This is a genomic window from Nocardia sp. NPDC004568 (assembly GCF_040609955.1).
In the GTDB taxonomy this organism is placed as follows: Bacteria; Actinomycetota; Actinomycetes; order Mycobacteriales; family Mycobacteriaceae; genus Nocardia.
In genome coordinates this window covers 12174-34024 of record NZ_JBEXLL010000046.1, presented here as the reverse complement: position 1 = coordinate 34024, position 21851 = coordinate 12174, and the positions used below count along the sequence as shown (strand labels likewise).

The 21851-nt window shown below is 69.2% G+C and carries 23 protein-coding genes and 1 pseudogene; 13 read left to right on the top strand and 11 right to left on the bottom strand.

All coding sequences use genetic code 11. The features are described from left to right. Positions 1-7: 7 nt before the first annotated feature. Positions 8-1477, bottom strand: a complete 1470-nt coding sequence (locus tag ABZV91_RS20555) for an aldehyde dehydrogenase family protein (protein ID WP_355243915.1) — start codon at positions 1475-1477, stop codon at positions 8-10. Positions 1478-1711: 234 nt separating this feature from the next. On the opposite strand from ABZV91_RS20555, the gene ABZV91_RS20550 reads away from it, so the two are divergent. The 9 genes from ABZV91_RS20550 to ABZV91_RS20510 all read left to right on the top strand — a co-directional run bounded on the left by ABZV91_RS20550 (position 1712) and on the right by ABZV91_RS20510 (position 9798). Beyond that, positions 1712-2419 (top strand): SDR family NAD(P)-dependent oxidoreductase, encoded by a 708-nt coding sequence (locus ABZV91_RS20550; RefSeq protein ID WP_355243912.1) that lies wholly within the window; start codon positions 1712-1714, stop codon positions 2417-2419. Positions 2420-2464: 45 nt separating this feature from the next. Further along, positions 2465-2659 carry a ferredoxin gene (locus ABZV91_RS20545; protein ID WP_063130116.1) on the top strand — a complete coding sequence of 65 codons (195 nt, stop codon included), beginning with the start codon at positions 2465-2467 and terminating at the stop codon, positions 2657-2659. Between the two features lie 15 nt (positions 2660-2674). Then, the gene (locus ABZV91_RS20540) at positions 2675-4027 is read left to right on the top strand and encodes a cytochrome P450 (RefSeq protein ID WP_355243908.1); all 1353 of its coding nucleotides are present in this window, start codon (positions 2675-2677) and stop codon (positions 4025-4027) included. A gap of 126 nt (positions 4028-4153) precedes the next feature. Next, positions 4154-5839, top strand: a complete 1686-nt coding sequence (locus ABZV91_RS20535) for an OB-fold domain-containing protein (RefSeq protein ID WP_355243905.1) — start codon at positions 4154-4156, stop codon at positions 5837-5839. Between the two features lie 16 nt (positions 5840-5855). After that, the gene (locus ABZV91_RS20530; protein ID WP_355243902.1) at positions 5856-6827 is read left to right on the top strand and encodes an alpha/beta hydrolase; all 972 of its coding nucleotides are present in this window, start codon (positions 5856-5858) and stop codon (positions 6825-6827) included. A gap of 4 nt (positions 6828-6831) precedes the next feature. Further along, positions 6832-7353: a DoxX family protein gene (locus ABZV91_RS20525; protein WP_355243899.1), complete on the top strand. Its 522-nt coding sequence runs from the start codon at positions 6832-6834 to the stop codon at positions 7351-7353. Positions 7354-7374: 21 nt separating this feature from the next. After that, the gene (locus ABZV91_RS20520) at positions 7375-8214 is read left to right on the top strand and encodes an NAD(P)-dependent oxidoreductase (RefSeq protein WP_355243897.1); all 840 of its coding nucleotides are present in this window, start codon (positions 7375-7377) and stop codon (positions 8212-8214) included. 124 nt (positions 8215-8338) lie between these two features. Beyond that, positions 8339-9148 carry an NAD(P)-dependent oxidoreductase gene (locus ABZV91_RS20515; protein ID WP_355243894.1) on the top strand — a complete coding sequence of 270 codons (810 nt, stop codon included), beginning with the start codon at positions 8339-8341 and terminating at the stop codon, positions 9146-9148. A 152-nt stretch (positions 9149-9300) separates the two neighbouring features. Continuing rightward, entirely contained in the window at positions 9301-9798 is a 498-nt protein-coding gene (locus ABZV91_RS20510; RefSeq protein ID WP_355243891.1) for a cupin domain-containing protein, read from the top strand. A gap of 33 nt (positions 9799-9831) precedes the next feature. Here ABZV91_RS20510 and ABZV91_RS20505 read toward each other — a convergent pair whose 3' ends face one another. After that, positions 9832-10434: a TIGR03086 family metal-binding protein gene (locus ABZV91_RS20505; protein ID WP_355243888.1), complete on the bottom strand. Its 603-nt coding sequence runs from the start codon at positions 10432-10434 to the stop codon at positions 9832-9834. 69 nt (positions 10435-10503) lie between these two features. Between ABZV91_RS20505 and ABZV91_RS20500 the strand changes: the two genes are divergently transcribed. Further along, positions 10504-10956 (top strand): MarR family winged helix-turn-helix transcriptional regulator, encoded by a 453-nt coding sequence (locus tag ABZV91_RS20500; protein ID WP_355243885.1) that lies wholly within the window; start codon positions 10504-10506, stop codon positions 10954-10956. Between the two features lie 298 nt (positions 10957-11254). Here ABZV91_RS20500 and ABZV91_RS20495 read toward each other — a convergent pair whose 3' ends face one another. From ABZV91_RS20495 to ABZV91_RS20480, 4 genes and pseudogenes are all read right to left on the bottom strand, one after another. Continuing rightward, entirely contained in the window at positions 11255-12196 is a 942-nt protein-coding gene (locus tag ABZV91_RS20495) for an SDR family oxidoreductase (RefSeq protein ID WP_355243882.1), read from the bottom strand. Positions 12197-12375: 179 nt separating this feature from the next. After that, positions 12376-13029: pseudogene (locus ABZV91_RS20490) on the bottom strand (LLM class F420-dependent oxidoreductase); the annotation flags it as partial. A gap of 27 nt (positions 13030-13056) precedes the next feature. Further along, complete coding sequence (locus tag ABZV91_RS20485) at positions 13057-14286, bottom strand: acyl-CoA dehydrogenase family protein (protein ID WP_355243879.1); 1230 nt, start codon at positions 14284-14286, stop codon at positions 13057-13059. Between the two features lie 35 nt (positions 14287-14321). Then, positions 14322-15482 (bottom strand): acyl-CoA dehydrogenase family protein, encoded by a 1161-nt coding sequence (locus tag ABZV91_RS20480; RefSeq protein ID WP_355243876.1) that lies wholly within the window; start codon positions 15480-15482, stop codon positions 14322-14324. A gap of 143 nt (positions 15483-15625) precedes the next feature. Between ABZV91_RS20480 and ABZV91_RS20475 the strand changes: the two genes are divergently transcribed. Together ABZV91_RS20475 and ABZV91_RS20470 are read left to right on the top strand one after the other, a co-directional pair. Beyond that, a complete protein-coding gene (locus ABZV91_RS20475) occupies positions 15626-16915 on the top strand; it encodes a cytochrome P450 (protein WP_355243873.1) in 1290 nt (429 codons plus the stop codon). A gap of 5 nt (positions 16916-16920) precedes the next feature. Next, complete coding sequence (locus ABZV91_RS20470; protein ID WP_355243870.1) at positions 16921-17124, top strand: ferredoxin; 204 nt, start codon at positions 16921-16923, stop codon at positions 17122-17124. Positions 17125-17245: 121 nt separating this feature from the next. Here ABZV91_RS20470 and ABZV91_RS20465 read toward each other — a convergent pair whose 3' ends face one another. The 3 genes from ABZV91_RS20465 to ABZV91_RS20455 all read right to left on the bottom strand — a co-directional run bounded on the left by ABZV91_RS20465 (position 17246) and on the right by ABZV91_RS20455 (position 19576). After that, on the bottom strand, positions 17246-18268 hold the full coding sequence (locus tag ABZV91_RS20465) for a zinc-dependent alcohol dehydrogenase family protein (RefSeq protein WP_355243965.1): 1023 nt from the start codon (positions 18266-18268) through the stop codon (positions 17246-17248). Positions 18269-18370: 102 nt separating this feature from the next. After that, entirely contained in the window at positions 18371-19063 is a 693-nt protein-coding gene (locus ABZV91_RS20460) for a type 1 glutamine amidotransferase domain-containing protein (protein ID WP_355243867.1), read from the bottom strand. A gap of 372 nt (positions 19064-19435) precedes the next feature. Continuing rightward, positions 19436-19576: a hypothetical protein gene (locus ABZV91_RS20455; RefSeq protein WP_355243865.1), complete on the bottom strand. Its 141-nt coding sequence runs from the start codon at positions 19574-19576 to the stop codon at positions 19436-19438. A 27-nt stretch (positions 19577-19603) separates the two neighbouring features. On the opposite strand from ABZV91_RS20455, the gene ABZV91_RS20450 reads away from it, so the two are divergent. Beyond that, positions 19604-19969: a hypothetical protein gene (locus ABZV91_RS20450; protein WP_355243862.1), complete on the top strand. Its 366-nt coding sequence runs from the start codon at positions 19604-19606 to the stop codon at positions 19967-19969. Here the strand turns inward: ABZV91_RS20450 and ABZV91_RS20445 are convergent. Together ABZV91_RS20445 and ABZV91_RS20440 are read right to left on the bottom strand one after the other, a co-directional pair. After that, on the bottom strand, positions 19910-20668 hold the full coding sequence (locus ABZV91_RS20445) for an acyl-CoA dehydrogenase family protein (protein ID WP_355243859.1): 759 nt from the start codon (positions 20666-20668) through the stop codon (positions 19910-19912). The genes ABZV91_RS20450 and ABZV91_RS20445 overlap by 60 nt on opposite strands. After that, complete coding sequence (locus ABZV91_RS20440; RefSeq protein ID WP_355243856.1) at positions 20668-21849, bottom strand: acyl-CoA dehydrogenase family protein; 1182 nt, start codon at positions 21847-21849, stop codon at positions 20668-20670. The genes ABZV91_RS20445 and ABZV91_RS20440 overlap by 1 nt, the downstream gene beginning before the upstream one ends. Positions 21850-21851: the final 2 nt, after the last annotated feature.

Sequence of the window (21851 nt, the reverse complement as noted above, 5' to 3'; positions counted from 1 at the left end):
GACCCGCTCATGCCGGGACCACCTCGGCGATGGTCTTGCTCTCCATGAACTCCTCCATGCCCACGACACCCATCTCCCGCCCGACACCGGACTGTTTGTAGCCGCCGAAGGGCGCGTCCGGGTGGAAGTAGTTGCCGCCGTTGATGCTGAAGGTGCCGGTGCGGATGCGGCGGGCCACGGCCCGCGCCCGCTGCGCGTCGGCGCCGAAGACACCGCCGGACAGGCCGTAGATGGAGTTGTTGGCGATCCGCACGGCGTCGTCGATATCGTCGTAGGGGATCAGTGCCAGCACCGGCCCGAACACCTCCTCCTGCGCGATCTCGCTGTCGGGGTCGACATTCGCCAGCAGCGTCGGCTTGTAGAAGTACCCCGGATCGACCTTCTCGCCGCCGGCCACCAGAGTGGCGCCCGCGGCGACCGCCCGCTCCACCAGACCGTGCACCTTGTCGCGCTGGCGTTCACTGATCAGCGGGCCCATGTAATTCTTCGGGTCGGCCGGGTCGCCGTAGGTGATGTCGGCGAGATTGGCGGCGACCAGTTCGGCGACCTTGTCGTGATCGGCGCGGGGTACCAGCAGCCGGGTGGTGATCGCACAGCCCTGACCGGCATGCGAGCAGATGCTGAAGGCGGCGAACATGGCACCCAGGTTGTAGTCGGCGTCGTCGAGCAGGATGGCCGCGGATTTGCCGCCGAGTTCGAGGAAGACCTTCTTGAGAGTGGTACTCGCGGCGGCCATGATCTTGCGGCCGACCGGGGTGGAGCCGGTGAACGAGACGACGTCGACGTCGGGGTGCGTGGTCATCCGTTCCCCGACAGCCACATCGGAGCTCGCGAGGATGTTCACCACCCCGGCCGGGATATCGGTGTGCTCGGCGATGAGCTCACCCAGTGCCAGGGTGATGAGCGGGGTGTCGGGGGCACCTTTGAGCACCACCGTGCAGCCCGCGGCCAGCGCCGGCGCGAGTTTGGCGAAGGCCAGCTGGTAGGGATAGTTGTAGGCGGCGATGGCGGCGACGACGCCCGCGCCCTCCTTCTCCACCCAGCGCTGATGGTGCGCACCGCGGATCTCGACCGGTCCGAGGTCCTCGGTCCAGGTGTAGTCCCTCAGCACCCCCGCGTAGTACTTGACGATCTCGAACGGGGTCTCGAGCTGATTGCCCTTGGTGAGGATGTAACTCGCGCCGACCTCGGCGATCATCAGGGCGCGCAGATCCTCCACATTGTCCTGCAGCGCCCGGTAGAGCTGTTCCAGGCAGCGCGCGCGGAATTCGTGGTTCGTCGACCAGTCGGTGGTGTCGAACGCACGGCGGGCGGCGGCCACCGCGGCGTCGACCTCGGCGACACCGGCCTCGGGCGCGTGGCCGACCACTTCCCCGTTCGCGGGATTGAGCGAGGCCAGGGTCGCCCCGGTCTCGACCAGCTGCCCGTCGATGAGCAACCGCTGGGTGGCAGCCACCGCCTCTTCCTGCGTTGACATCCCGCCTCCTCGAAAGTTATGAAAATTGCATTCTCGTTTGAAGAGAATAGTACATTTGGCAAGGGTGGTCCGGCTGGCGATTCGGTGAGCTGGAGCAATCCGAAACACTCCGCGGACCGGCCACGCCCGCACGGCTCTCGCCGATCTTGCGGACCCGAACCGCACGAGAGTACGGTTCTCCTTATTCGGAATGCATGTTCTTGCGCCGGTGGGCGCGGGAGAGGAGAGGCAGGCGTGAAAACCGCAGTTGTCACCGGCGGCGCCTCGGGCATCGGACTGGCCATCGCGCAGCGGTTGCGCAGCGACGGATTCCATGTGGCCGCCCTGGACCGCGAGGCGGCCGCGCAGGACGATTTCGCCTACCGGGCCGATGTGACCGATCCGGACAGCATCGCCGAATCCCTGGCGGCCGTACGCGAAAAACTGGGACCCGTCACCGTGCTGGTGAACGCGGCCGGAGTCGACGGATTCAAGCGGTTCCAGAACATCGACTTCACGGAATGGCAGCGCGTCATCGAGGTGAACCTGCACGGCGTCTTCCACACCATCCAGGCGGTCCTGCCGGATATGATCGAGGCCGGTTGGGGCCGCATCGTGAACATTTCCTCGTCGAGCGCGCAGTCGGGCCAGCCGTTCATGTCCCATTACGTCTCGTCGAAATCCGCGGTCAACGGACTCACGAAATCCCTTGCGCTGGAACTGGGCCCGTCGGGGATCACGGTGAACGCGGTGCCACCGGGTTTCATCGACACCCCCATGCTGCGCCGCTCCGAGGAACGACGGCTGCTCGGCGGCACCGTCGAGGACCATATCCAGCGCACCCCCGTGCGGCGCGTCGGCAAACCCGAGGACATCGCCGCCACCTGCGCTTTCCTGATTTCCGAGGAGGCCGGCTACATCACCGGCCAGATCATCGGCGTCAACGGCGGACGCAACACCTGACAGCCCCGGGTATCCGCCCACCGCATCCGAAGGGAAGTGACAACCGTGAAGGTTCATGTCGATCAGGAACGCTGTCAGGGGCACACCCTGTGCTCGATGATCGCGCCGAAAGCGTTCGAACTCAGTGAAATCGACGGGCATTCCTCACCGGTCGACGAAAATGTCGCCCACGATCAAGAGGACCGGGTGCGCGAGGCCGTGCACTCGTGCCCCGAGCGCGCCATCTCGCTCACCGAATAGCACAAGGGGGGACCGATGTCCGCCGCCGAATCCACCGACCGCCTGCATCCCCGGCTCGATTTCGACCGCTACGGCCCCGGCTACCGGGAATCGTTCCAGTCGATCACCGAGCATATGCACCGGCAGTGCCCGATCGCCTGGACCGACCGACACGACGGTTACTGGGTGGCCGCGGGCAACCGGGAGGTCTTCGAACTCGCCCGGTGCCCGTACGTCTCCAACGACCGTGACGTCGACGGTGTGCGGCGCGGGTATCAGGGCATCACCATCCCCTCCACCAACCAGGCCGCCATTCGCAACGGCATCCTCGAGATGGACGACCCGGAGCACCGCGAACTGCGGGCGGTGCTCAACCCGTATCTCTCGCCCGCCGCGGTGCAGCGGTGGATACCGTTCGTCGACGAACTGGTCCGTGCCGCGCTCGACGAGAAGATAATGACGGGCCGTATCGATTTCGTCGACGACCTGGCCAATATTGTGCCCGCAGTACTGACTTTGGCCATGCTGGGCGTACCGCTGCGCAATTGGGCGGTCTACAGCGAACCCGCGCACGCCACGGTGTACACCCCTCCCGGGTCCCCCGGGTTCGAGCGGGTACACCGGATGCACCAGGAGATGGGCCTGGACCTCTACACCAATCTCACCGAGATCCGGGCGAATCCGCGGCCCGGTCTCGTCCACGCCCTCGCGACCGAGGCGACGCTCGGTGGGGAGCCCCTGTCCGATATCGAGATCCTGGGCATGCTCGGGCTGCTGATCGGCGGCGGGTTCGACACCACCACCGCACTCACCGCGCATTCGCTGGAATGGTTGTCCGAGCATCCGGGCGACCGGGAAACCCTCAGCCGGGAACGGGACCAGCTACTGGATTCGGCCACCGAGGAGTTCCTGCGCTACTTCACCCCGGCGCCCGGTGACGGCCGCACGGTGAACGCCGATGTCGAACTGGCCGGCACACGATTCGCCGAAGGCGAACGACTGTGGTTGTCCTGGGCCATGGCCAATCGGGACCCGGCCGTGTTCGACCGGCCCGATACGGTCGTGCTGGACCGTAAAGGCAACCGGCACTTCAGTTTCGGATTGGGCATCCACCGGTGCATCGGATCCAATGTGGCTCGCGCGGTGTACAAGCGGATGCTGGTCGCGGTGCTGGATCGGCTACCGGACTTCCGGTGTATCCCGGAGGAAACCGTGCACTACGAGACCATCGCGGTGATCCAGGGGATGCGGCACCTGCCGGCCACCTTCACCCCCGGGACGCCGCTGGGACCCGGGCTCACCGAGACACTCGAGAAACTGCAGACCATCTGCGATGAACAGCGGCTCGCCGAGCCGGTGACCGTCCGCAAGGACGCGGCGCGGATCTGACGCGGCCCCGCACCACACGATTCCGCCCCGGACGGGCGGCCGCGCGGCCCGCCCGGGGGACGGAACACCGGACGAGGTCGCTACCGGCGGCACCGGGCCCCGGCACCGACGCCACGAGGAGGCGATATGTCATCGACGACCGGCGAGGAACCGGCACCCCGATCGGGGCGGCCGCTACCGCTGCTGTCCCTGGACACCGAGTTCTTCTGGACATCGGGCGCCGACGGGAACCTCCGGATCCAGGAGTGCCGGGCATGCGCGGCCCTGATCCACCCGCCGCAGCCGATCTGTCGCTACTGCCGGAGCCGCGAGCTGGCGCCCCGGATCGTCTCGGGCACGGCGGTACTGGCCTCGTTCACCGTCAACCACCGATTCGGCCTACCGGGTCTCCCACCGCCGTACGTGGTGGCGACGGTGGCGCTGGACGACGATCCGCGGGTCCGGTTGACCACCAATATCGTCGACTGTGATCCCGGCGAGCTGACCCTGGGCATGCGGCTGGAGGTGGTGTTCCAGCAGGACGACGATGTGTGGCTGCCGCTGTTCCGGCCCGCCGCGCGCCGACCCGGCCCGGCCCCGCTTCCGGTCGACGAGATACCCGCCGATCAGTTCGCCCAGCACGTCACCACGAGGCGACCGCGCGACAAGTTCGAGGACAGTGTCGCGCTCACCGGAATCGGGATGTCGCGGATCGGGCGGCGGCTCATGCGGCCACCGCTGGAACTCACCGTCGACGCCTGCCAGCAGGCGATCGCCGACGCGGGCCTGAGCCTCGACGATATCGACGGGCTGTCGTCGTATCCGGGCGGCGGCAATCTCGGCGGTTTCGGGGAGGGCGGGGTCACCGCGCTGGAGTCCGCGCTCGGTATCCGGCCCACCTGGCACAACGGCGGAATAGAGACCTTCGGGCCCGGTGGGTCGGTGATCGCGGCCATGCTCGCGGTGCACGCGGGTCTGGCCACCCATGTGCTGTGTTTCCGCACGGTCTGGGAGGCCACGTTCCACGAGCTGCTGAAGCGGGGCATGATTCCCGCGTCCGGCGGCGGCCGCACCGCGAGCTGGATGCATCCGTTCGGTTCCACTTCCGCCGCGCATACGCTGGCGCAGAAGGCGCAGCGGCATTTCCACGACTACGGCACCACCCGCGAAACCCTCGGCTGGATCGCGCTGAACCAGCGCGCGAACGCCGCGCTGAACCCGAGCGCGGTCTACCGCGACCCGATGACGATGGACGACTATCTGAACGCGCGGCCGATCACCACACCGTTCGGACTCTACGACTGCGATGTCCCCTGCGACGGCGCCGTCGCGGTGATCGTCTCGGCCCGGGAGGCCGCCGCTGATCTGCCCGTACCCACCATCCGAGTCGAGGCGGTCGGCACCCAGATCGTCGAACGAATCGAATGGGATCAGAGCACGCTGACGCACGAACCGCAGGTCCTCGGGCCCGCCGCCCATCTGTGGACCCGCACCGAGCTACGACCCGACGATGTGGATGTCGCCGAGCTGTACGACGGGTTCACCATCAACTGCCTGTCCTGGATCGAAGCGCTGGGCTTCTGCAAGATCGGGGAGGCCAAGGATTTCCTGGAGGGTGGGAGGAACATCGCCCGCGACGGCATCCTGCCGCTGAACACCCACGGCGGCCAGCTCTCGCACGGCCGCACCCACGGGATGGGGCTGATGCACGAGGCGATCGTCCAGTTGCGCGGTGCCGCCGGGGACCGGCAGGTGCCCGACGCGAAGGTGGCGGTGGTGTCCAGCGGGGGCCTCACCCCGGGCGGTGCCGTGCTGCTGCGGAGCGAATCCTGATGCCCCGGGGCGCGCGGTGACGCTGACCGGGTCCGAGCTGACCCCGGCCGAATCCACCGGCCCGCTGCCGGTGGTCGCCGAAGTGCCCGGAGTCGACGGGATTCCGGTATCCGGACTGCTGGCCGAGGCACCCGACCCGCGGGCGGTCGTGGTCGCCCTGCACGGCGGCGCCGTGGATTCCCGGTATTTCGACTGCCCCGGGCATCCGGAGTACTCGCTGCTGCGCACCGGGCAGCGGCTCGGCTACACCGTGCTCGCGCTGGACCGTCCCGGGTTCCGCAGTTCGGCTCCGCACGCGCGGCGCCTGGACCCGCCGCAGCGCCGGGTGGACCTCGTCTACGGCGCTGTCGACGCGCTTCTGGCCGGCCTACCCCGCGGTGCCGGCGTCTTTCTGCTCGCGCATTCGGCGGGCTGCGAACTCGCGGTCCGGATGGCGGCCGACGGACGCGGCGCCGACCTGCTCGGACTCGAACTCGCCGGCACCGGGCGCCGCCACCAGCAGGCCGCCCACGACCTGCTCTGGGGCGCCGACCGGGTGGCCGGCCGACGGCCACGCGGGGTGGGGCGGCTGATCTGGGAGCCGTCCCGCCTCTACCCCGACGACGTTCTGGGTGGCGGCACCGTCTCCGCGCAGGGCTCGCATCTGGAATCTCGGACGCTGCACGACTGGGCCGCGCGGGAATTCCTCGGTCTGGCCCCCGCCATCGGTGTGCCGGTGCGATACAGCCTGGGTGAATACGAACGGGTCTGGCGCAACGACCCCGCGGAGATGGTCGCGGTGGGCGGCCTGTTCACCCGATCGCCGCGGGTCGTGGTGAACCTCGTGCCCAACACCGGTCACAACATGAGCCTCGGCCGCACCGCCCCGGCCTACCACCTCACTGTGCTGGCTTTCGCCGAAGAGTGCATCATCGCCCGCGGGACCGGAGAGTTCTCCGGCCCTGCCCTGCAATTCGACGGCGGCGCGGCCGCGCGGCCGGAAAGGTAACCGAATGGACGTCACCGATATCGCACTGCTGCTGCTCCGTCTGGTCGTGGGCGGCACCATGATCGCGCACGGGGTCAACCACTGGATCGGCGGCGGCAAGATCGCCGGCACCGCGGGCTGGTTCAGCGGACTCGGGTTACGCCACGGCGTCCTGCAGGCCTGGTTCAGTGTGATCACCGAGATCGGCGCGGGGGCACTGCTGGTCGTCGGGCTGCTCACCCCGCTGGCCGCCGCGGCGGTGATCTCGGTGATGCTGGTCGCCGCCCTGCTGGCGCACCGGAAGAACGGCTTCTTCGTGTTCAGGAACGGCTACGAGTACGTCCTGGTCCTCGCGGTCGTCGCACTGGCGCTCGGGATCCTCGGACCCGGATGGTTGTCGCTGGACCACGCCGCCGGGATCGAACTCACCGGCTGGGGCGGCGGCACCCTCGCGCTGGGGGTCGGTGTGGTCGCCACCGCCGGTCTGCTGGCGGCGTTCTGGCGACCGGCCACCCCGGAACCGGAGTCGGCGGACGCCGATTCCTGAACTACGTGAGAGAGGAACATCATGCGCGTCGGATTCATCGGACTGGGCAGTCAGGGCGGGCCCATGGCCCGCCGAATCGTCGAGGCCGGGTACCGGACCACCCTGTGGGCGCGCCGCCCCGCCACCACCGAACCGTATGCCGATACCGCGGCGAAAGTCGCCGGTACTCCCGCGGAGCTCGCCACCGACAGCGATCTGGTGTGTCTGTGCGTGGTCGGTGACGCCGACGTGCGCGAAATCCTCGAACGCGCGGACGGGGTGCTGGCGGGCTTCGCCGCCTCCGCAGCCGGGCGCGCGGCGGCGCCGGTGATCGCGATCCACAGCACGGTCCATCCCGACACCTGCCGCGAGCTGGCCGAAATAGCCGCCACCCAGGGTGTTTCGCTCATCGACGCACCGGTCAGCGGCGGGGCTCCCGCCGTCGCGGCCGGGCGGCTGCTGGTGATGGCCGGGGGCGACGAGGACACCCTGGCACGCTGCCGGCCGGTATTCGAGACGTACGCGAACCCGGTCGTGCACCTGGGCGGTGTCGGCGCCGGGCAGACCACCAAACTGCTCAACAATCTCCTGTTCACCGCGCATATGGCCACCGCGGTGAGCACTCTGGAACTGGGCGTCCGGCTGGGCGTGAGCCCCGACCGGCTCGGCGAGGTGATCGGCAACGGCAGCGGGAACAGCTTCGCGCTCGGCCGCATCCTGGCCGGCGGTGGAACTCTCGACCAGATCGCCGCACACGCCGGTGATCTACTGCGCAAGGACGTCCGGCTGATCAGCGAAATGGCCGATGCCGCACAGATCGCCCCCGGCGTGGTACTCGATACCGCCGACGCCACGCTCGCCCTGATGGGCCGCCCCCGCTGACCCCTCGGCACCGCGGTTCTGCCGGAACCGGCGGCCCCGGCGCCACCGGGGCGTCCGCACGACCGCCGGCCCCACCGCGGAGGGGAGGCCCGGCAGGCCGGACTTTCGAACGAAGGAGAACCGAGTGCGTATCGGATTCATCGGCGCCGGCCGCATGGGGACCCCCATGATCCGGCGCCTGACGGCCGCCGGGCACAGTGTCCACGCGCTCGGGCGCACTCCCGGCGCCCGCGCCGCGATCACCGCGACCGGCGCCACCGCGCTCGGCTCGGCGGCCGAGGCCGGCCGGGACGCCGAGGCGGTGGTGATCTGTGTTTTCACCGATCAGCAGGTCCGCGAGGTATGCCTGGACAGCGGACTGCTCGAGACGATGCCGCCCGGCGCGGTCCTGATCCTGCACACCACCGGCAGCCCCGACACCGCGACGACGATCGCCGCCGCCCCGGCCGCTGCCGGACGCCATGTGGTGGACGCCCCGGTGAGCGGGGGTCCACACAATATCGCCGACGGTTCCCTCACCGTCTTCCTGGGCGGCTCGGCCGACGCGACCGCGCGGGCGCGACCCGTGCTGGCCGCGTACGCCGATCCGGTCTTGTGGGTCGGGGAACTAGGTAACGGGCAGCGCGTGAAACTCGTCAACAACTCGCTGTTCGCCGCCCAGATCGGCCTGGTCACCGAGGCCGTGCGGCTGGCGGGGGAACTGGGCCTCACCGAGGCCGAGGTCCTTTCCGCCCTGCCCCATGCCAGCAGTTCGGGGCGTGCGGTACTGAGTGTGGCGGCCAAGGGATCGGTGGCGGCGTTCGCGGAGTCGGTGGGCGATTTCCTGCGCAAGGATGTCGCCGTGGCCCGCGAACTCGCCGACCGGCTGGGCAGCGACCTCGGCCTGCTCGATCCGGCCATCCGCGCGGCGGTCGGGTCGGGCGGACCACGGTGAGCAACGGACAGAGCCGGTGATAACGGCCGCTGGACTCCGGTGGCCCCTCGACAAGCCGCTTCGGTGGGAATGTCACACCCGGCGAGCCCGCTCCGTCGACTCTGTAGCGGTCACCAACGGGTGCCGCACCCGCCGAGATCCACGGAGTTCCGATGACCGCTTCCGCGCAGACCGCTCCCGTCCTGGTTCGTTCCGACGAGGCCGAGACCCTCCAGGACGGCGCGCTGAGCCTGATCACACTGCTCGCCGACGCCGGCGCCACCGGCGGCGCGCTGACCGCCAACAAGGCGACGCTGCACAAGGGTTCCCCCGGTGCGCCGGCGCATTTCCACACTGCCGCCACCGAGATGTTCCTCGTCCTGGACGGTTCGGTGCGAATCCTGCTCGGCGAGGAGATCGTGCGGCTCGACAAGGGCGATTTCCTGACCGTGCCGCCCACAGTCCCGCACGCGTTCGCCCCGGCCGCGGATACCGAAGCCGAACTGCTCGTGGTCTTCACTCCGGGGTTGCACCGGTTCGACTATTACCGGCTGCTCGAGCGGGTTCATCGCGGTGCGTCGAGCGTGGCGGATATCCGCGCGAGCTCCGCACTCTACGACAATCACTATGTGGACAGCCCGGTGTGGCGCAATGAGCTCGCCGGTGCGTAACCGCACGAGCCCGCTGCGCCTTCCGGCGGCGCGCTACGCGCTTTTCGGCCATGCGGGCGAGCGCCCGAGCAGTCGCAGGATCCGGTCCAGCGGCGTGCCCGGGTCGCCATCCGGCAGTGCGTGGGCGAAGGGGGATCCGGGCTGTTCGCGCTCCGGACCGTCGGGGACGGACTCGGCGATACGCAGCACCGGGCCGGCCGCGGCCTCGTCCAGTTCGTAGCCCACGCCGAGGGCTCGCGCGAGATCCCAGCCGTGGACGACATAGTCGACCAGATGGAAGCCGAGGGCCTGCTGCCCCGGGACCGTCACATCCGGCCCGAATTCCGGCATCGCGAAGAGACGTTCGGTCGTCCCGGGCTCGGCGAAGGCCCGCAGTACCTCGGCCGCGGATTCGGTGTACTCGGCCGGAGTGTGTGGTCCCGGTGGCCGCTGCCGCCAGTGCGCGAGATCGGCGCCGTCACCGCGTGCGCTGGCAGCGAAGCCGCGATGCTGGGCGGCCATATGCGCCAGCAGATCGCCCACTGTCCATCCCGCGCACGGGGTGGGCAGGCCGAGCTGGTCGGGGGTCACGAGTTCGGCGGTGGTCACGGTGGTGAGCACCGCTCGGCGGTCGAGTTCGACGAGGTCTGTGGTCATGACCGCAACAGTACGCAGACGCTTATCATACGTCAACGCTTATTATTTTCGAATGGGTAGGTTCTACTCATGGGAACCACGGACCGACCGGATCTGGCCGCGATGCTCGCGCCGCTGACCCGCACCCTCATCGCCCTGGAACGCCCGATCCTCGAAGCCCACGGACTGACCATGTGGGCCTACACGGTCCTGATCGCGCTGAGCCGGGGTACCGCACGCGGGCAGGGTGTACTCGCCCAGGAGATCGGCGCGGACAAGACCCGGATCATCGCGGTCCTCGACGACCTCCAGGACCGCGGCCTCATCGAACGCACCCCCGACCCCGCCGACCGCCGGGCCCGGCTGCTGGAGTTGACGGCGGAGGGCCACCGGATCGCGGCCGCGGTGCAGGCCGAGATCCAGGCGCGTGAGAACGAACAGGTTCTCGAGCAGCTGCCCGCCGCCGACCGCCGCGGTTTCCTCAACGCACTGCGCATCCTGACCGCGTTCCCCCGGGATCCGGCACCGGACAGCAACGACTGACGGCGCCCCGTGGTTCTTCCCGACCGGCCGGCGGTGGCCGATCGCCCCGGCGGCACCGCCGCGGCCGACCGAGCGGACGATACGGATCGGCGTCCCGCGGTCGAGGATGTCGACGAAGCGGTCCACCGATTTCGGTGTCGCTCGGTGCAACTTGCGCGGTATATACGATGCCGGTCGGCACGGACCACCGGACGCCGTGCGGTCTCCTCGCCGGCACCCCCGAACCATCGCACCGTGCGCTCGGCGGGCACGCCGGGCCTGCGCGCCCACGAACCGAGCGGGCACGCCGGCCCGGTCACTACGCGTCGTCGCTCGCCCGCAGCACCCGCAACGGCGGGTGATTCGCCCAACCTTCCGCCGGCCAGTTGAACCACCCGGCGGACGCCCACGTCCCGCCGTCGGGATGCAGGGTGGTCCCGGTGAGGTAGGACGACAGCCGGGAAGCCAGGAACACCGCACACTGCGAGATATCGGTGAGGTGCCCGGCCCGGCCCATGGGGATGGCCACTTTCACGCCGTCCGGATCGGTCATGGCGTTGTCACCGGTCCCGATGCGTTCCAGATTCGGCGTGGGCACGAAATCGGGGGCGATGTTGTTCACGCGGATTCCGTCCGGGGCCACCTCTACGGCCAGCGTCCGCGCGAACTGTTCCACCGCGGCCTTCGCCGCCGAGTACACCGCGAACCCCGGTGCGGCACGATGCGCTTCGATCGTCGTGATGTTGATGACGCTGCCGCCGCGGCCCCCGGCGCGCATGCGCGGCACGGCCAGATGACAGGCGTGCAGGACATGGGTCAGATTGGTCCGCAGCAGCGCGTCCCAGCCCTTCGGGCCGGTCTCGGTGAAGGGAGCGCGGAAGGTGCCGCCGACCACATTCACCAGAGTGTCGAGGCGTCCCCACCGCGCGTCGGCGGCGTCGAACAGCGCCGTCAGGACCGCCGGGTCGCGGGCATCGCCGTGGTGTACGACGGCCTCCTGCCCGGCCGGCGAATCCCGGAGCTCCGCGACCCGGCGGGGTCGAGATCCACTACCGCCGGATGTACACCGTTCGCGACCAGATCCGCCACGATCGCCCGGCCCAGACCGCCCGCCCCGCCGGTCACCACCGCGACCGTCCCGGCGAGACCGCCGCGTTCCTCGAACCAGCCCATTGCGATCCGCCTCGCTAACCGATGTAGTCCGCGCCGAAGGACGCCAGGAAATCGAAGGTGACCGCCGGGTCGAGGGTGTCGTGTACACCGGCGCGGGTGGAGACGGTGATCCAGTCGACCCCGGCCCGCGCCAATTCGTCGAACGCTTCCCGGATCGGTGCCGGGGCCGGTGAGCCCGGTGTGGTTGTAGGAATACACCAGGTCGATATGGCCGGTACGGCCGCTGCCCGCGGCCGCCGACCGCACCTCGGCGATCTTGCGGGCCAGCTCCGCGATCGTGCCCAGCTCCGGCGTCCGGGCGGTGCCGCTGAGTTCGGCGCCCCCGGACATCGGGATCCAGCCCTGGGCCGCCCGGGCCACCCGGCGCCGGCTCAACGCGGAATTACCGCCGATCCAGATGGGGATGGGCTGCTGGATCGGGGTCGGCCGGGCCTGCACGTCGCGGGCGCTGAAATGTTTCCCGGTATAGCTGAACGCCTCGCCTTTCCAGTGCAGCGGCAGCACGTCCAGGGCTTCGTCGAACAGGATGTTGCGCTCCTCGAAATCCACTCCGACCGCGTGGAATTCCCCCTTCAGGTACCCGGTGCCGATCCCCAGGACGGCTCGGCCGCCGGACAGTTTGTCCAGGGTGGCCGCCGCTTTGGCCAGCAGCATCGGATTCCGGTAGGGCGCCACCGACAGGTAGGTGATCAGGCGGATCCGTTCGGTCAGCGCCGCCGCGTAGCCGAGAGACACGAAGGGGTCCAGGGTCTGATGCCCGCCGGCCCCCAGCCAGCGGGCGCCCGGCGCCGGATGCTCACTGAGCGAGAATCCGGCGAATCCGGCCCGCTCGGCCGCTCGCGCGACTTCGCCCAGCGGCCCCGGGTCGAGCACATCGCCTGCCACGCCGCCGGTTTCGGGATAGTGGAAGATGAACCGCATCGCTACCTCCGTGTCCTCGCTCGGGCGTCACCGTCCACGTTTCACCTCGTTGAACGGCACGTCCCGGTCGGCGGCGTACTCGCGCGGCATCCCGAGCACCCGTTCACTGATCACATTGCGCGCGATCTCGGTGCTGCCGCCCGCCAGACTCCAGGCGGCGCGGAACAGGAAGTCGGTGCCGATACGCGCGGTGTCGACCGGATCGCCGGGGGCGTACGTCGCGGCGGCCGCGCCGGCGACCTTCACCGCCAGATCGGTTTGCAGCCATGAGTTCTCGGCGCTGAACAGGCGCGTGATGGAACCGGCGGCAGGCGGCAGCTCCCCGGCGAGCACACCACGGGTGATGTGGTCGATGAGCTGATCGCGCACCACCTGCATGGCCCGCGCCTCACCGATATCCTCGCGGACCCGGATATCGTCGAGCTGTCCACTGTCCCGGGCGATATCCAGGATCGGGGACTCCTCGCCGCCGATATGCGGCCGGGCGCCGCTGAGGTACGGCGACGTCCCGCCGATCGCCGATCGCTCGTGGTAGAGCAGCCGGGACGCGGCCCCCCAGCCGTCGTCGACCCGGCCGATCACGGCCTCGTCGCCGAGCACCACATCGTCGAAGAACTCCTGGCAGAACTCGGTGGATCCGGTGACCTGTTTGATCCGCTGCACGGTCACCCCCGCGGCCGCGATGGGCACCAGGAACAGGGTGAGCCCACGGTGTTTGGGCACCTCCCAGTTGGTACGGGCCAGACACAACCCGTAGTCCGCCGCGTAGGCGCCCGAACTCCAGATCTTCGAGCCGTTGAGGATCCAGCGGTCGCCGTCCCGCTCGGCCCGGGTGGTGAGACCGGCCAGATCCGAACCACCGCGCGGCTCGGACAGCAACTGCACCAGCACCTCGTCGCCGCGCAGCACCGCGCTCAGATGCTCCCGCTTCTGTTCCTCGGTACCCAGGTCGAGCAGAGTGGCCGCGCAGATGGACAGCGTCGGCACATTGAGGATCACCGGCATCTCGTAGGCGTAGGACTCCTTGGTGAACGCCTGCTGATGGGCGGGGGTAAGACCGAGGCCGCCGTACTCCTCCGGGAAGCAGATACCCGCGAAACCACCGTCGTGGAGGATCCGCTGCAGTTGCCGTGCCCGGTCCCACTCCTCTTTGCTGTCGGGCGGGCCCTGGTCCGGTGGTGCGGGTGGGAGGTTGCCGCGCAACCAGACCCGGGCGCGTTCGCGGAACTCGGCTACGGGTTCGAGCTCGGTCGTCATAGGAGTACTGCCTTCCGGAGGAGAGATCGGTCGCACTACGCGGCGGTGACGAGCAGGTCGGTGATCCGGCGGCGATGCTCCTCGGGCGTGCCGTAGAGCGCGCGGCCCAGTCCGATCCGCCGCAGATACAGATGCAGATCGTGTTCCCAGGTGACCCCGATGCCGCCGTGCAACTGCACACAGTCCTGGCCGATCACCGGAGCTTTCGCGCCGACATAGGATTTCGCGACGCTCACCGCTTCCGCTGCGGACAGCGGATCGTCGTCACAGGCCGCCGCCGCGGCGGCGGCGGTCGCCCGGCAGGCCTCGTACCAGGTCTTGTTGTCGGCCATCCGATGTTTGAGCGCCTGATACGAGGCGAGCGGACGACCGAAGGTGAAGCGGTCGGTGAGCCAGACCAGAGTCGCCTCCATCGCCTTGCCGGTGGCGCCCACCGTCTCCGCCGCCGTCAGTACCGCGGCGGTGTGCAACTGGGCGCGGACGGCGGCGGCCGCGGCGGCTCCGGTGTGCACCACGGCGTCCGCGGGTACCGCCACCTCGGCGAATTCGACGCGGGCAGTACGGCGGACAAGGTCCAAGGTCCAGGTGGGGGTGACGGTGACGCCCGGCGAATCGGTGGGCACCAGCAGTTGTACCGGACCGTCCGCGCTCTGCGCGGTCACCAGCAGGATATCGGCGCGGTCCCCGGCTTCGACGCGGTCCTTCACCCCGGTGAGCCGGTAGCCTGCGCCGTCCCGGACGGCACGTGCCCATTCGCCGTCGGTGGGCGCTTCGCGGCCGGCCAGCGCGTCGACGATATCGAGACCGCGTCCGGGTTGGTAGACGGCCCAGGAGGCGATCAGGGCGCCCGCCGCGATCCCGGTGACCGTCTCGCCGAGATCCGCGGCCGCGCTCGCCAGCCCGGCGAGTACCGCGTTGGTGGTGACGAACGGCCCCGGCGCGCAGGCCCGGCCGAGTTCCGTTGCGATCAGCGCCAGTTCGGTCATCGGGCGCCCGGACACGGTGCCGCCACCGTACTCCTCCGCGACGAGCATGGCGGTCCAGCCCAGTTCGGCGGCCGAGCGCCACCACCGATCCGCGAATCCGGTCCCGGCCTCGGCGAGCGCGCGTACTGTCGGCACCGGAACGGTTCCGGCCAGGAATTCCCGGGCTGTCTGCTGGAAGAGCCGCTGGTCAGCGGTGAGATCAAGGGTCATGTTCGCCGGTCCTCCGGTTGACGCACGGCACACCGTGTGGAAATCTCATATTCACAGATGAGAGTTCTATTCTCAATTGCGAAAGTCAACCGGCGGAGCTGCTCGTGGCGGTGGGTGCCGGCCGAGCGAAGGGAACCCGTCACGTGAAAAACTTCGAGGATCTGGACTTCTTCCTCGGGCAGGAGCTGGTCGCCGATCCCTATCCGTACTTCGACGCCCTGCGCGAACAGTGCCCGGTGACCCGCGAGAAGCACCACAACGTCATGATGGTGACCGGCTACGACGAGGCACTGGAAGTCCTCAACGACGCCGAGCGCTTCTCCTCCTGCATCTCGGTGACCGGGCCGTTCCCCGGCTTTCCCGTCCCCCTCGACGAGAACTCCGACGCCGACGCCCTCATCGCCGAACACCGCGATTCGCTGCCGTTCAGCGACCAGCTCCCGGCCCTGGACCCGCCGACCCATACCGCTCACCGCGGTTTGCTCATGCGGCTGATCACCCCCAAACGCCTCAAGGAGAACGAAGAGGCGATGTGGGATCTGGCCGACACGATGCTCGACGAGTACCTGGCGCCCGGGACAGGGGAACTCATTCGCGGTTTCGCGGGCCCCTTCACCCTCTACGTGATCGCGGACCTGCTCGGCGTGCCGCCGGAGGACCAGGAGGAGTTCCTCAACGCGTTGCAGCGCGATCCGCACCGCACCGGCACCGTCGGCAGCACGAGCTCCGACCACGCCATGGAACACAACCCGATCGAATTCCTCTACGAGAAGTTCTCCACCTATATCGAGGACCGTCGCAAGAACCCGCGAGGTGACGTGCTGACCAGTCTCGCGGAGGCCACCTTCCCCGACGGCAGCCAACCGGAGGTGATCGATGTGGTCCGGGTGGCCGCCAACCTCTTCTCGGCCGGCCAGGAAACCACCGTGCGGTTGCTGTCCTCCGGGATGAAGCTGATCGCCGAGGACCCGGAACTGCAGGCGTGGCTGCGTGGCGACCCGGAACGGATCAACAACTTCATCGAGGAGATGCTGCGGATGGAAAGCCCGGTCAAGGGCGATTTCCGGCTGGCGAAGACCACCACCACGGTCGGCGGTGTGGAGGTCCCGGCGGGTACGGTCCTCATGCTCGCCAACGGCGGCGCCAACCGCGACCCGCGGCGTTTCGAGAACCCGAGTGTCTTCGACGCGAAGCGGTCGAACGCTCGCTCCCACATCGCCTTCGGCCGCGGTATCCACACCTGCCCCGGCGCTCCCCTGGCCCGCACCGAGGCGAAGGTGGCGTTCACACGCCTGCTGGAGCGCACCACCGATATCCGTATCGACGAGAGCGCCCACGGCCCGGCCGACGCGCGCAGATACCAGTATCTGCCGACCTTCATCCTGCGCGGGATCACCGCGCTGCACTTGGAATTCGACCGGACGGAAGGGTGAGCCACATGAAGGTCATCGTCGACGAGGACTCCTGCAAGGGGCACGGGATCTGCACCACTTTGTGTCCGGAGGTATTCGCGCTCAACGACTACGGCTACGCCGAGGCGGTCGCCGAGGACATCCCGGAGGATCTGTACGAGGCGGTGCTGACCGCCAAGGACGCCTGCCCGGAGTGGGCGATCGAGATCGTCGACGACACGGAGGGCTGACCACCGGTGCCACCGGCCCGGCAGAGGCGGGAACCGAGGTGCGCATCCCGATCGGGGGTGCCCCGACGACGCCGGACAACGACGGGTCCGACCACCACCGCACGAGTGATCGGACCCGCTGTCAGACCGTGAGCAGGACCTTGGTGGCGCGACGCTCGTCCATCGCGCGGTAGCCCTCCGCGGCCTGCTCCAGCGGAAGGGTGAGATCGAAGACCGCTCCCGGGTCGATATCGCCGCGGACGATGAGGCCGATCAGCTCGGGCAGGAAACGGCGCACTGGGGCCGGACCTCCGTGCAGATGGACGCTGGAGAAGAACAGCCGCATACCGTCGAGTTCGACACCGTGGGCCACTCCGACATAGCCGACATGCCCGCCGGGACGGGTGGCGCGAATGGCCTGCATCATCGATTCCTGAGTGCCGACCGCCTCGACCACCGAATGCGCGCCGAGCCCGCCGGTGAGTTCCCTGATCCGGGCCACCCCGGCCTTGCCGCGTTCTTCGACGAGCTCGTCCGCGCCGAACTCGAGGGCCAGAGCCTGCCGGTCGGCGTGGCGGCTCATGGCGATGACCCGATCGGCGCCGAGTTGTTTCGCGGCCAGGACCGCCAGCAGGCCCACCGCGCCGTCGCCGACGACCACCACCGTTTTCCCCGGGCCGGCCTCGGCGGCGACGGCGGCGAACCAACCGGTCCCGAGTACGTCGGAGGCCGCGAGCAGACCGGGGTAGCGATCCGGGCCGGGAGATCCGGGGACGACCACCAGGGTTCCGTCGGCGAGCGGGATGCGGGCCCGCTCGGCCTGGGTGCCGATCGAGCCCATCGGGATGTTGTGCACACAGCGGCTCTGATATCCGGCCCGGCAGATCTCGCAGGTGTTGTCGGAGGCGAAGAATGATCCGACCACGAAGTCGCCGACAGCGATATCGGCCACCTCCGGACCGACCTCCTCCACGACGCCGATGTACTCGTGCCCCATCGGGGCAGGGCCCTCGACCGGCTCCACGCCGCGATAGGGCCACAGGTCCGACCCGCAGATGCAGGTGGCGGCGATGCGGATGACCGCGTCGGTGGGCTCGACGATCTCGGGGTCCGGCCGGTCCTCGACCCGGATGTCGCCGGGGGCGTACATGACGACTCCACGCATGGTCACCGTCTCCTGTCGTTTTCCTGCTCGGGATCGACGCTTCCGGAGCACCTCGCGGATATTCCCGCACGCGGGACGACCCGGCCGAGCGAATGCATCGCGTCAGGCGAGTACCTCGAGGACTTTGTCGGCGAGCGGCCCGGCGGACGCCGGGTTCTGGCCGGTGAAAAGATTCCGGTCGACGACCGTGTACGGCTTCCAGATCTCCCCGCGGGTGAAATCCACGCCGAGCTTCACCAGTTCGTCCTCGACCGTCCAGAACGCTTTCGCACGCAACCCGACGGCGTCCTCTTCGTCATTGGTGTACGCGGTCACGCGGTATCCGGCGAAGGGCGAGACGCCGTTTCGTCTGGTCGCCAGGATCGCCACCGGGGCATGGCAGACAATGGCCAGCGGCCTACCCGAGGCGAGCGCCGCGGTCAGCAGTCTGCCGGAATCGGCGTCTCGCCACAGGTCCTCCATGGGACCGTGTCCGCCGGGGTAGTAGACGGCGTCGTAGTCGCCCGGGCGGGCATCGGCCAGCTCGATCGGGCGGCGTAACTCTTCGGCCGACCGCAGGGTCTCTTCCAGGTCCCGGGCGAGCTGTTCGCCACCGGCCATCGACGGTCGCAGGCTCATCACATCGACATGGGGTACGACCCCGCCCGGGGTGGCCACCACGATCCGATGACCGGCGTCGGTCAGTGCGCGATAGGGGGCGGCGAACTCTTCGGCCCAATACCCGGTGGGGTGCCGGGTGCCGTCGTTCAGGGTCCAATAACTCGCCCCGGTCACCACGAAAAGAATATCGGCCATACAGCTTACTCCCGATCGGTTGTAGAGCTGTGAGCGGATGAAGTAGATTTCACGCAACCCGAATTCGCATCCACTATAAAGCGGCGCGACGGGGACGGGCAACAGTGCCGACGTCCGAGCGCGCGGCAGCATCGGTGTGATGAATGGACCATCGATGAACGTGAATGCGGTCCGCACGAAAACCGGCGGATACGATGCGTCCCCGCGTTCGCCCGAGGTCATTGTCTCGATGAGGCCGTCGTACGCTGCCGACCCGGCCGTCACACTGCGGTGGATGCGCGATGGCCGGCACCTTCCGGACATCCCGCCCGCGCATACTCCCGATCCACGAGCCGCATCGCCACCCCGGGGCGGCGCCGGCAGGGGCGCCGCTCACTCCCCTGCCCACCGCGGCGACCGCTTCGCCGCGAACGCCGCCGGCCCCTCCTGCGCGTCCGCGCTGTGATAGGCCCGCGCCGAGGCGTGCCGGGCTGCCCGCAGCGCGGCCGACCGGCCCATTTCCGTTGCCAGCATGACTGTTTCGCGTGCGGTGCGCCCCGAGTGCGCGCGCTGATCGATCGGTGGATCGACTACGCCGCACAACCCCCGTTCCCCGGCGGATGCTTCTGGGGCGCGAACCTCCCGGTGTTCGACAGCCGACCCGGTCCGATCCGCGACGCACTGCGGCGCGGACACGGTGCGTGGCTGCGCACGCTCGCGCGGGAGTTCGAGCTCGCCGGGGGCCGCGGCGCCGACGACACGGAGCTGGCGGTCTTCCAGATCGACGCCGTACTCAACGCGGCCAATATCGCCCTGCGCTTCGGCGAGCCGGACAGCGTCGCGAAGGTGCACCGGGTGGTCGACGGTCTACTCGATTCCGGTCACTCCCCCACGGACGGTGCCGGGACGGGCGTTTCCTCGCGGTAGCGGTCGGCGAGTTCGCGGCGGTGGTCGGCCGGGGAACCGAACAACGTGCGGTCGAGCGTGGCGCGTTGCGAGGAGTACGCCCCGCGCCACCACTCGTCCCAGCGACCGGGTTTCGTCCACCACCGGGCGATCCTCGATACCTGAGCCGGGCGCACCGGGCTCGACGACGGCTACCCGCACGGAGCCGTCGGGAGCTCGAGCGGGGATCAGCAGGATGGTCGCCGCCGACGCGTCGGGCACGAAATCCGCGTCTCCGGAGATTTCGAAGCCCTCGATGGTTTGAGTGATATCGAAGGTGGGTACTATGCCTCCGGTGCCGGCACAAGCCGTTTCGCCGCCGGCCGCCGGCACCATATTTCCTCCCAGCGCCGCGACGGGGATCGCGGCGCCCGTGACGGTTTCGCGCAGCACCGCGTCCCGGTGGGCGTTCGGCTCGAGCAGAGTCAGGGCGCCGATACCCGCCGAGGCCACACTCGGATACGCGGTGCGCGCGACCGCCCGGCCCACTTCCTCCAGCAGGATGCCGACCTCGGCCGGACCGGCCCCGGCTCCCCCGTATTCCTCCGCCACCGCCACACCCGGCCACCCGGCCCGCACGAGTCCGGGCCAGTCGACACGGCCCCCGGTGCCGCTCTTGCCGAGCAGTTCCCGGGCCACGGTGCGCATTTCCTCGTGGAATTCGGTGAATTCGCCGCTCATCACGTTCCCGCCGGCTCCCTGGGCAGACCCAGACCCCGTTCCCCGATGATGGTGCGCTGGATCTCGCTGCTGCCGCCCGGCACGGTCCACTCCCACGAGCCGACGAAATCCAGCACCCAGGCGCCGGACTCCCAGCCGCCCGACATGGGTTTGCGCAGGACCGTCTGCCCCGGCAGGCCACAGATCTCCGCCCCGAAATCGGTCATCCGCTGCAGGAGTTCGCTGTAGTACAACTTGACCACGGACGCGTCGGCCGGGCCGACGGTGCCCGTGTCGTGACGTTCGACGAGGTCGCGGCACAGCGCGCGCAGGCCGGTCAACTCGACCTCGAGCCGGGCCAGCCGATCGGCGATATACCCGTCGTCGACCGGGCGCCGCCCGAACGCGTCCGGCTTACGGCATTCCCGCACCAGCCACCCGAATCCGGCATGGCCCAGCCGTTCCGCGAGCTCCAGCATGGTCAGGCCGCGTTCGGCGCCCAGCGTCTGCTGGGCCAGCTGCCAACCCCGGTTCTCGGCGCCGATCAGATTCGCGGCCGGTATACGCACCTCGTCCAGGAAGATTTCGCAGAAATGCGATTCACCGGTGGCCTGGCGGATCGGCCGCACCACGATCCCGGGTGTCCGCATATCCATCAGGAAATAGGAGATTCCGTGTCGTCGGGGGGCGACGGGATCGGTGCGCGCCAGCAGCAGGCACCAGTCGGCGTACTGGGCGCCGCTGGCCCAGACCTTCTGCCCGGTCACCACATAGTCGTCGCCGTCGCGCCGGACGGCGGTGCGCAGTGCGGCCAGATCCGAGCCCGCGCCCGGTTCCGAGAATCCCTGCACCCACAGTTCTCCGTCGAGGATCGCGGACAGATGGCGTCGCCGCTGTTCGGCAGTGCCACCGGCGAGCAGGGTGGCCGCGGCATGGTGGATCGCCACGAATGCCAGGACCAGCCGCGGTGCGTCGTGCGCGGCGAGTTCCTGGTAGAGCACGATCTGCTCCGGAATCGGCATACCGTATTCCCGGGGCCAGTGCGGTACGGCGTACCCGGCGGCCCGCAACCGCTGGAACCACTCCCGTTGGAACGCGACGAATTCCGCGGCGGTGGCACCGGTCTGGGCGGTCCGCCACTCGGCGGGGATATTGGCCCGGCACCACTGCCGCACGGTATCCCGGAATTCCGCGAAGATCACTG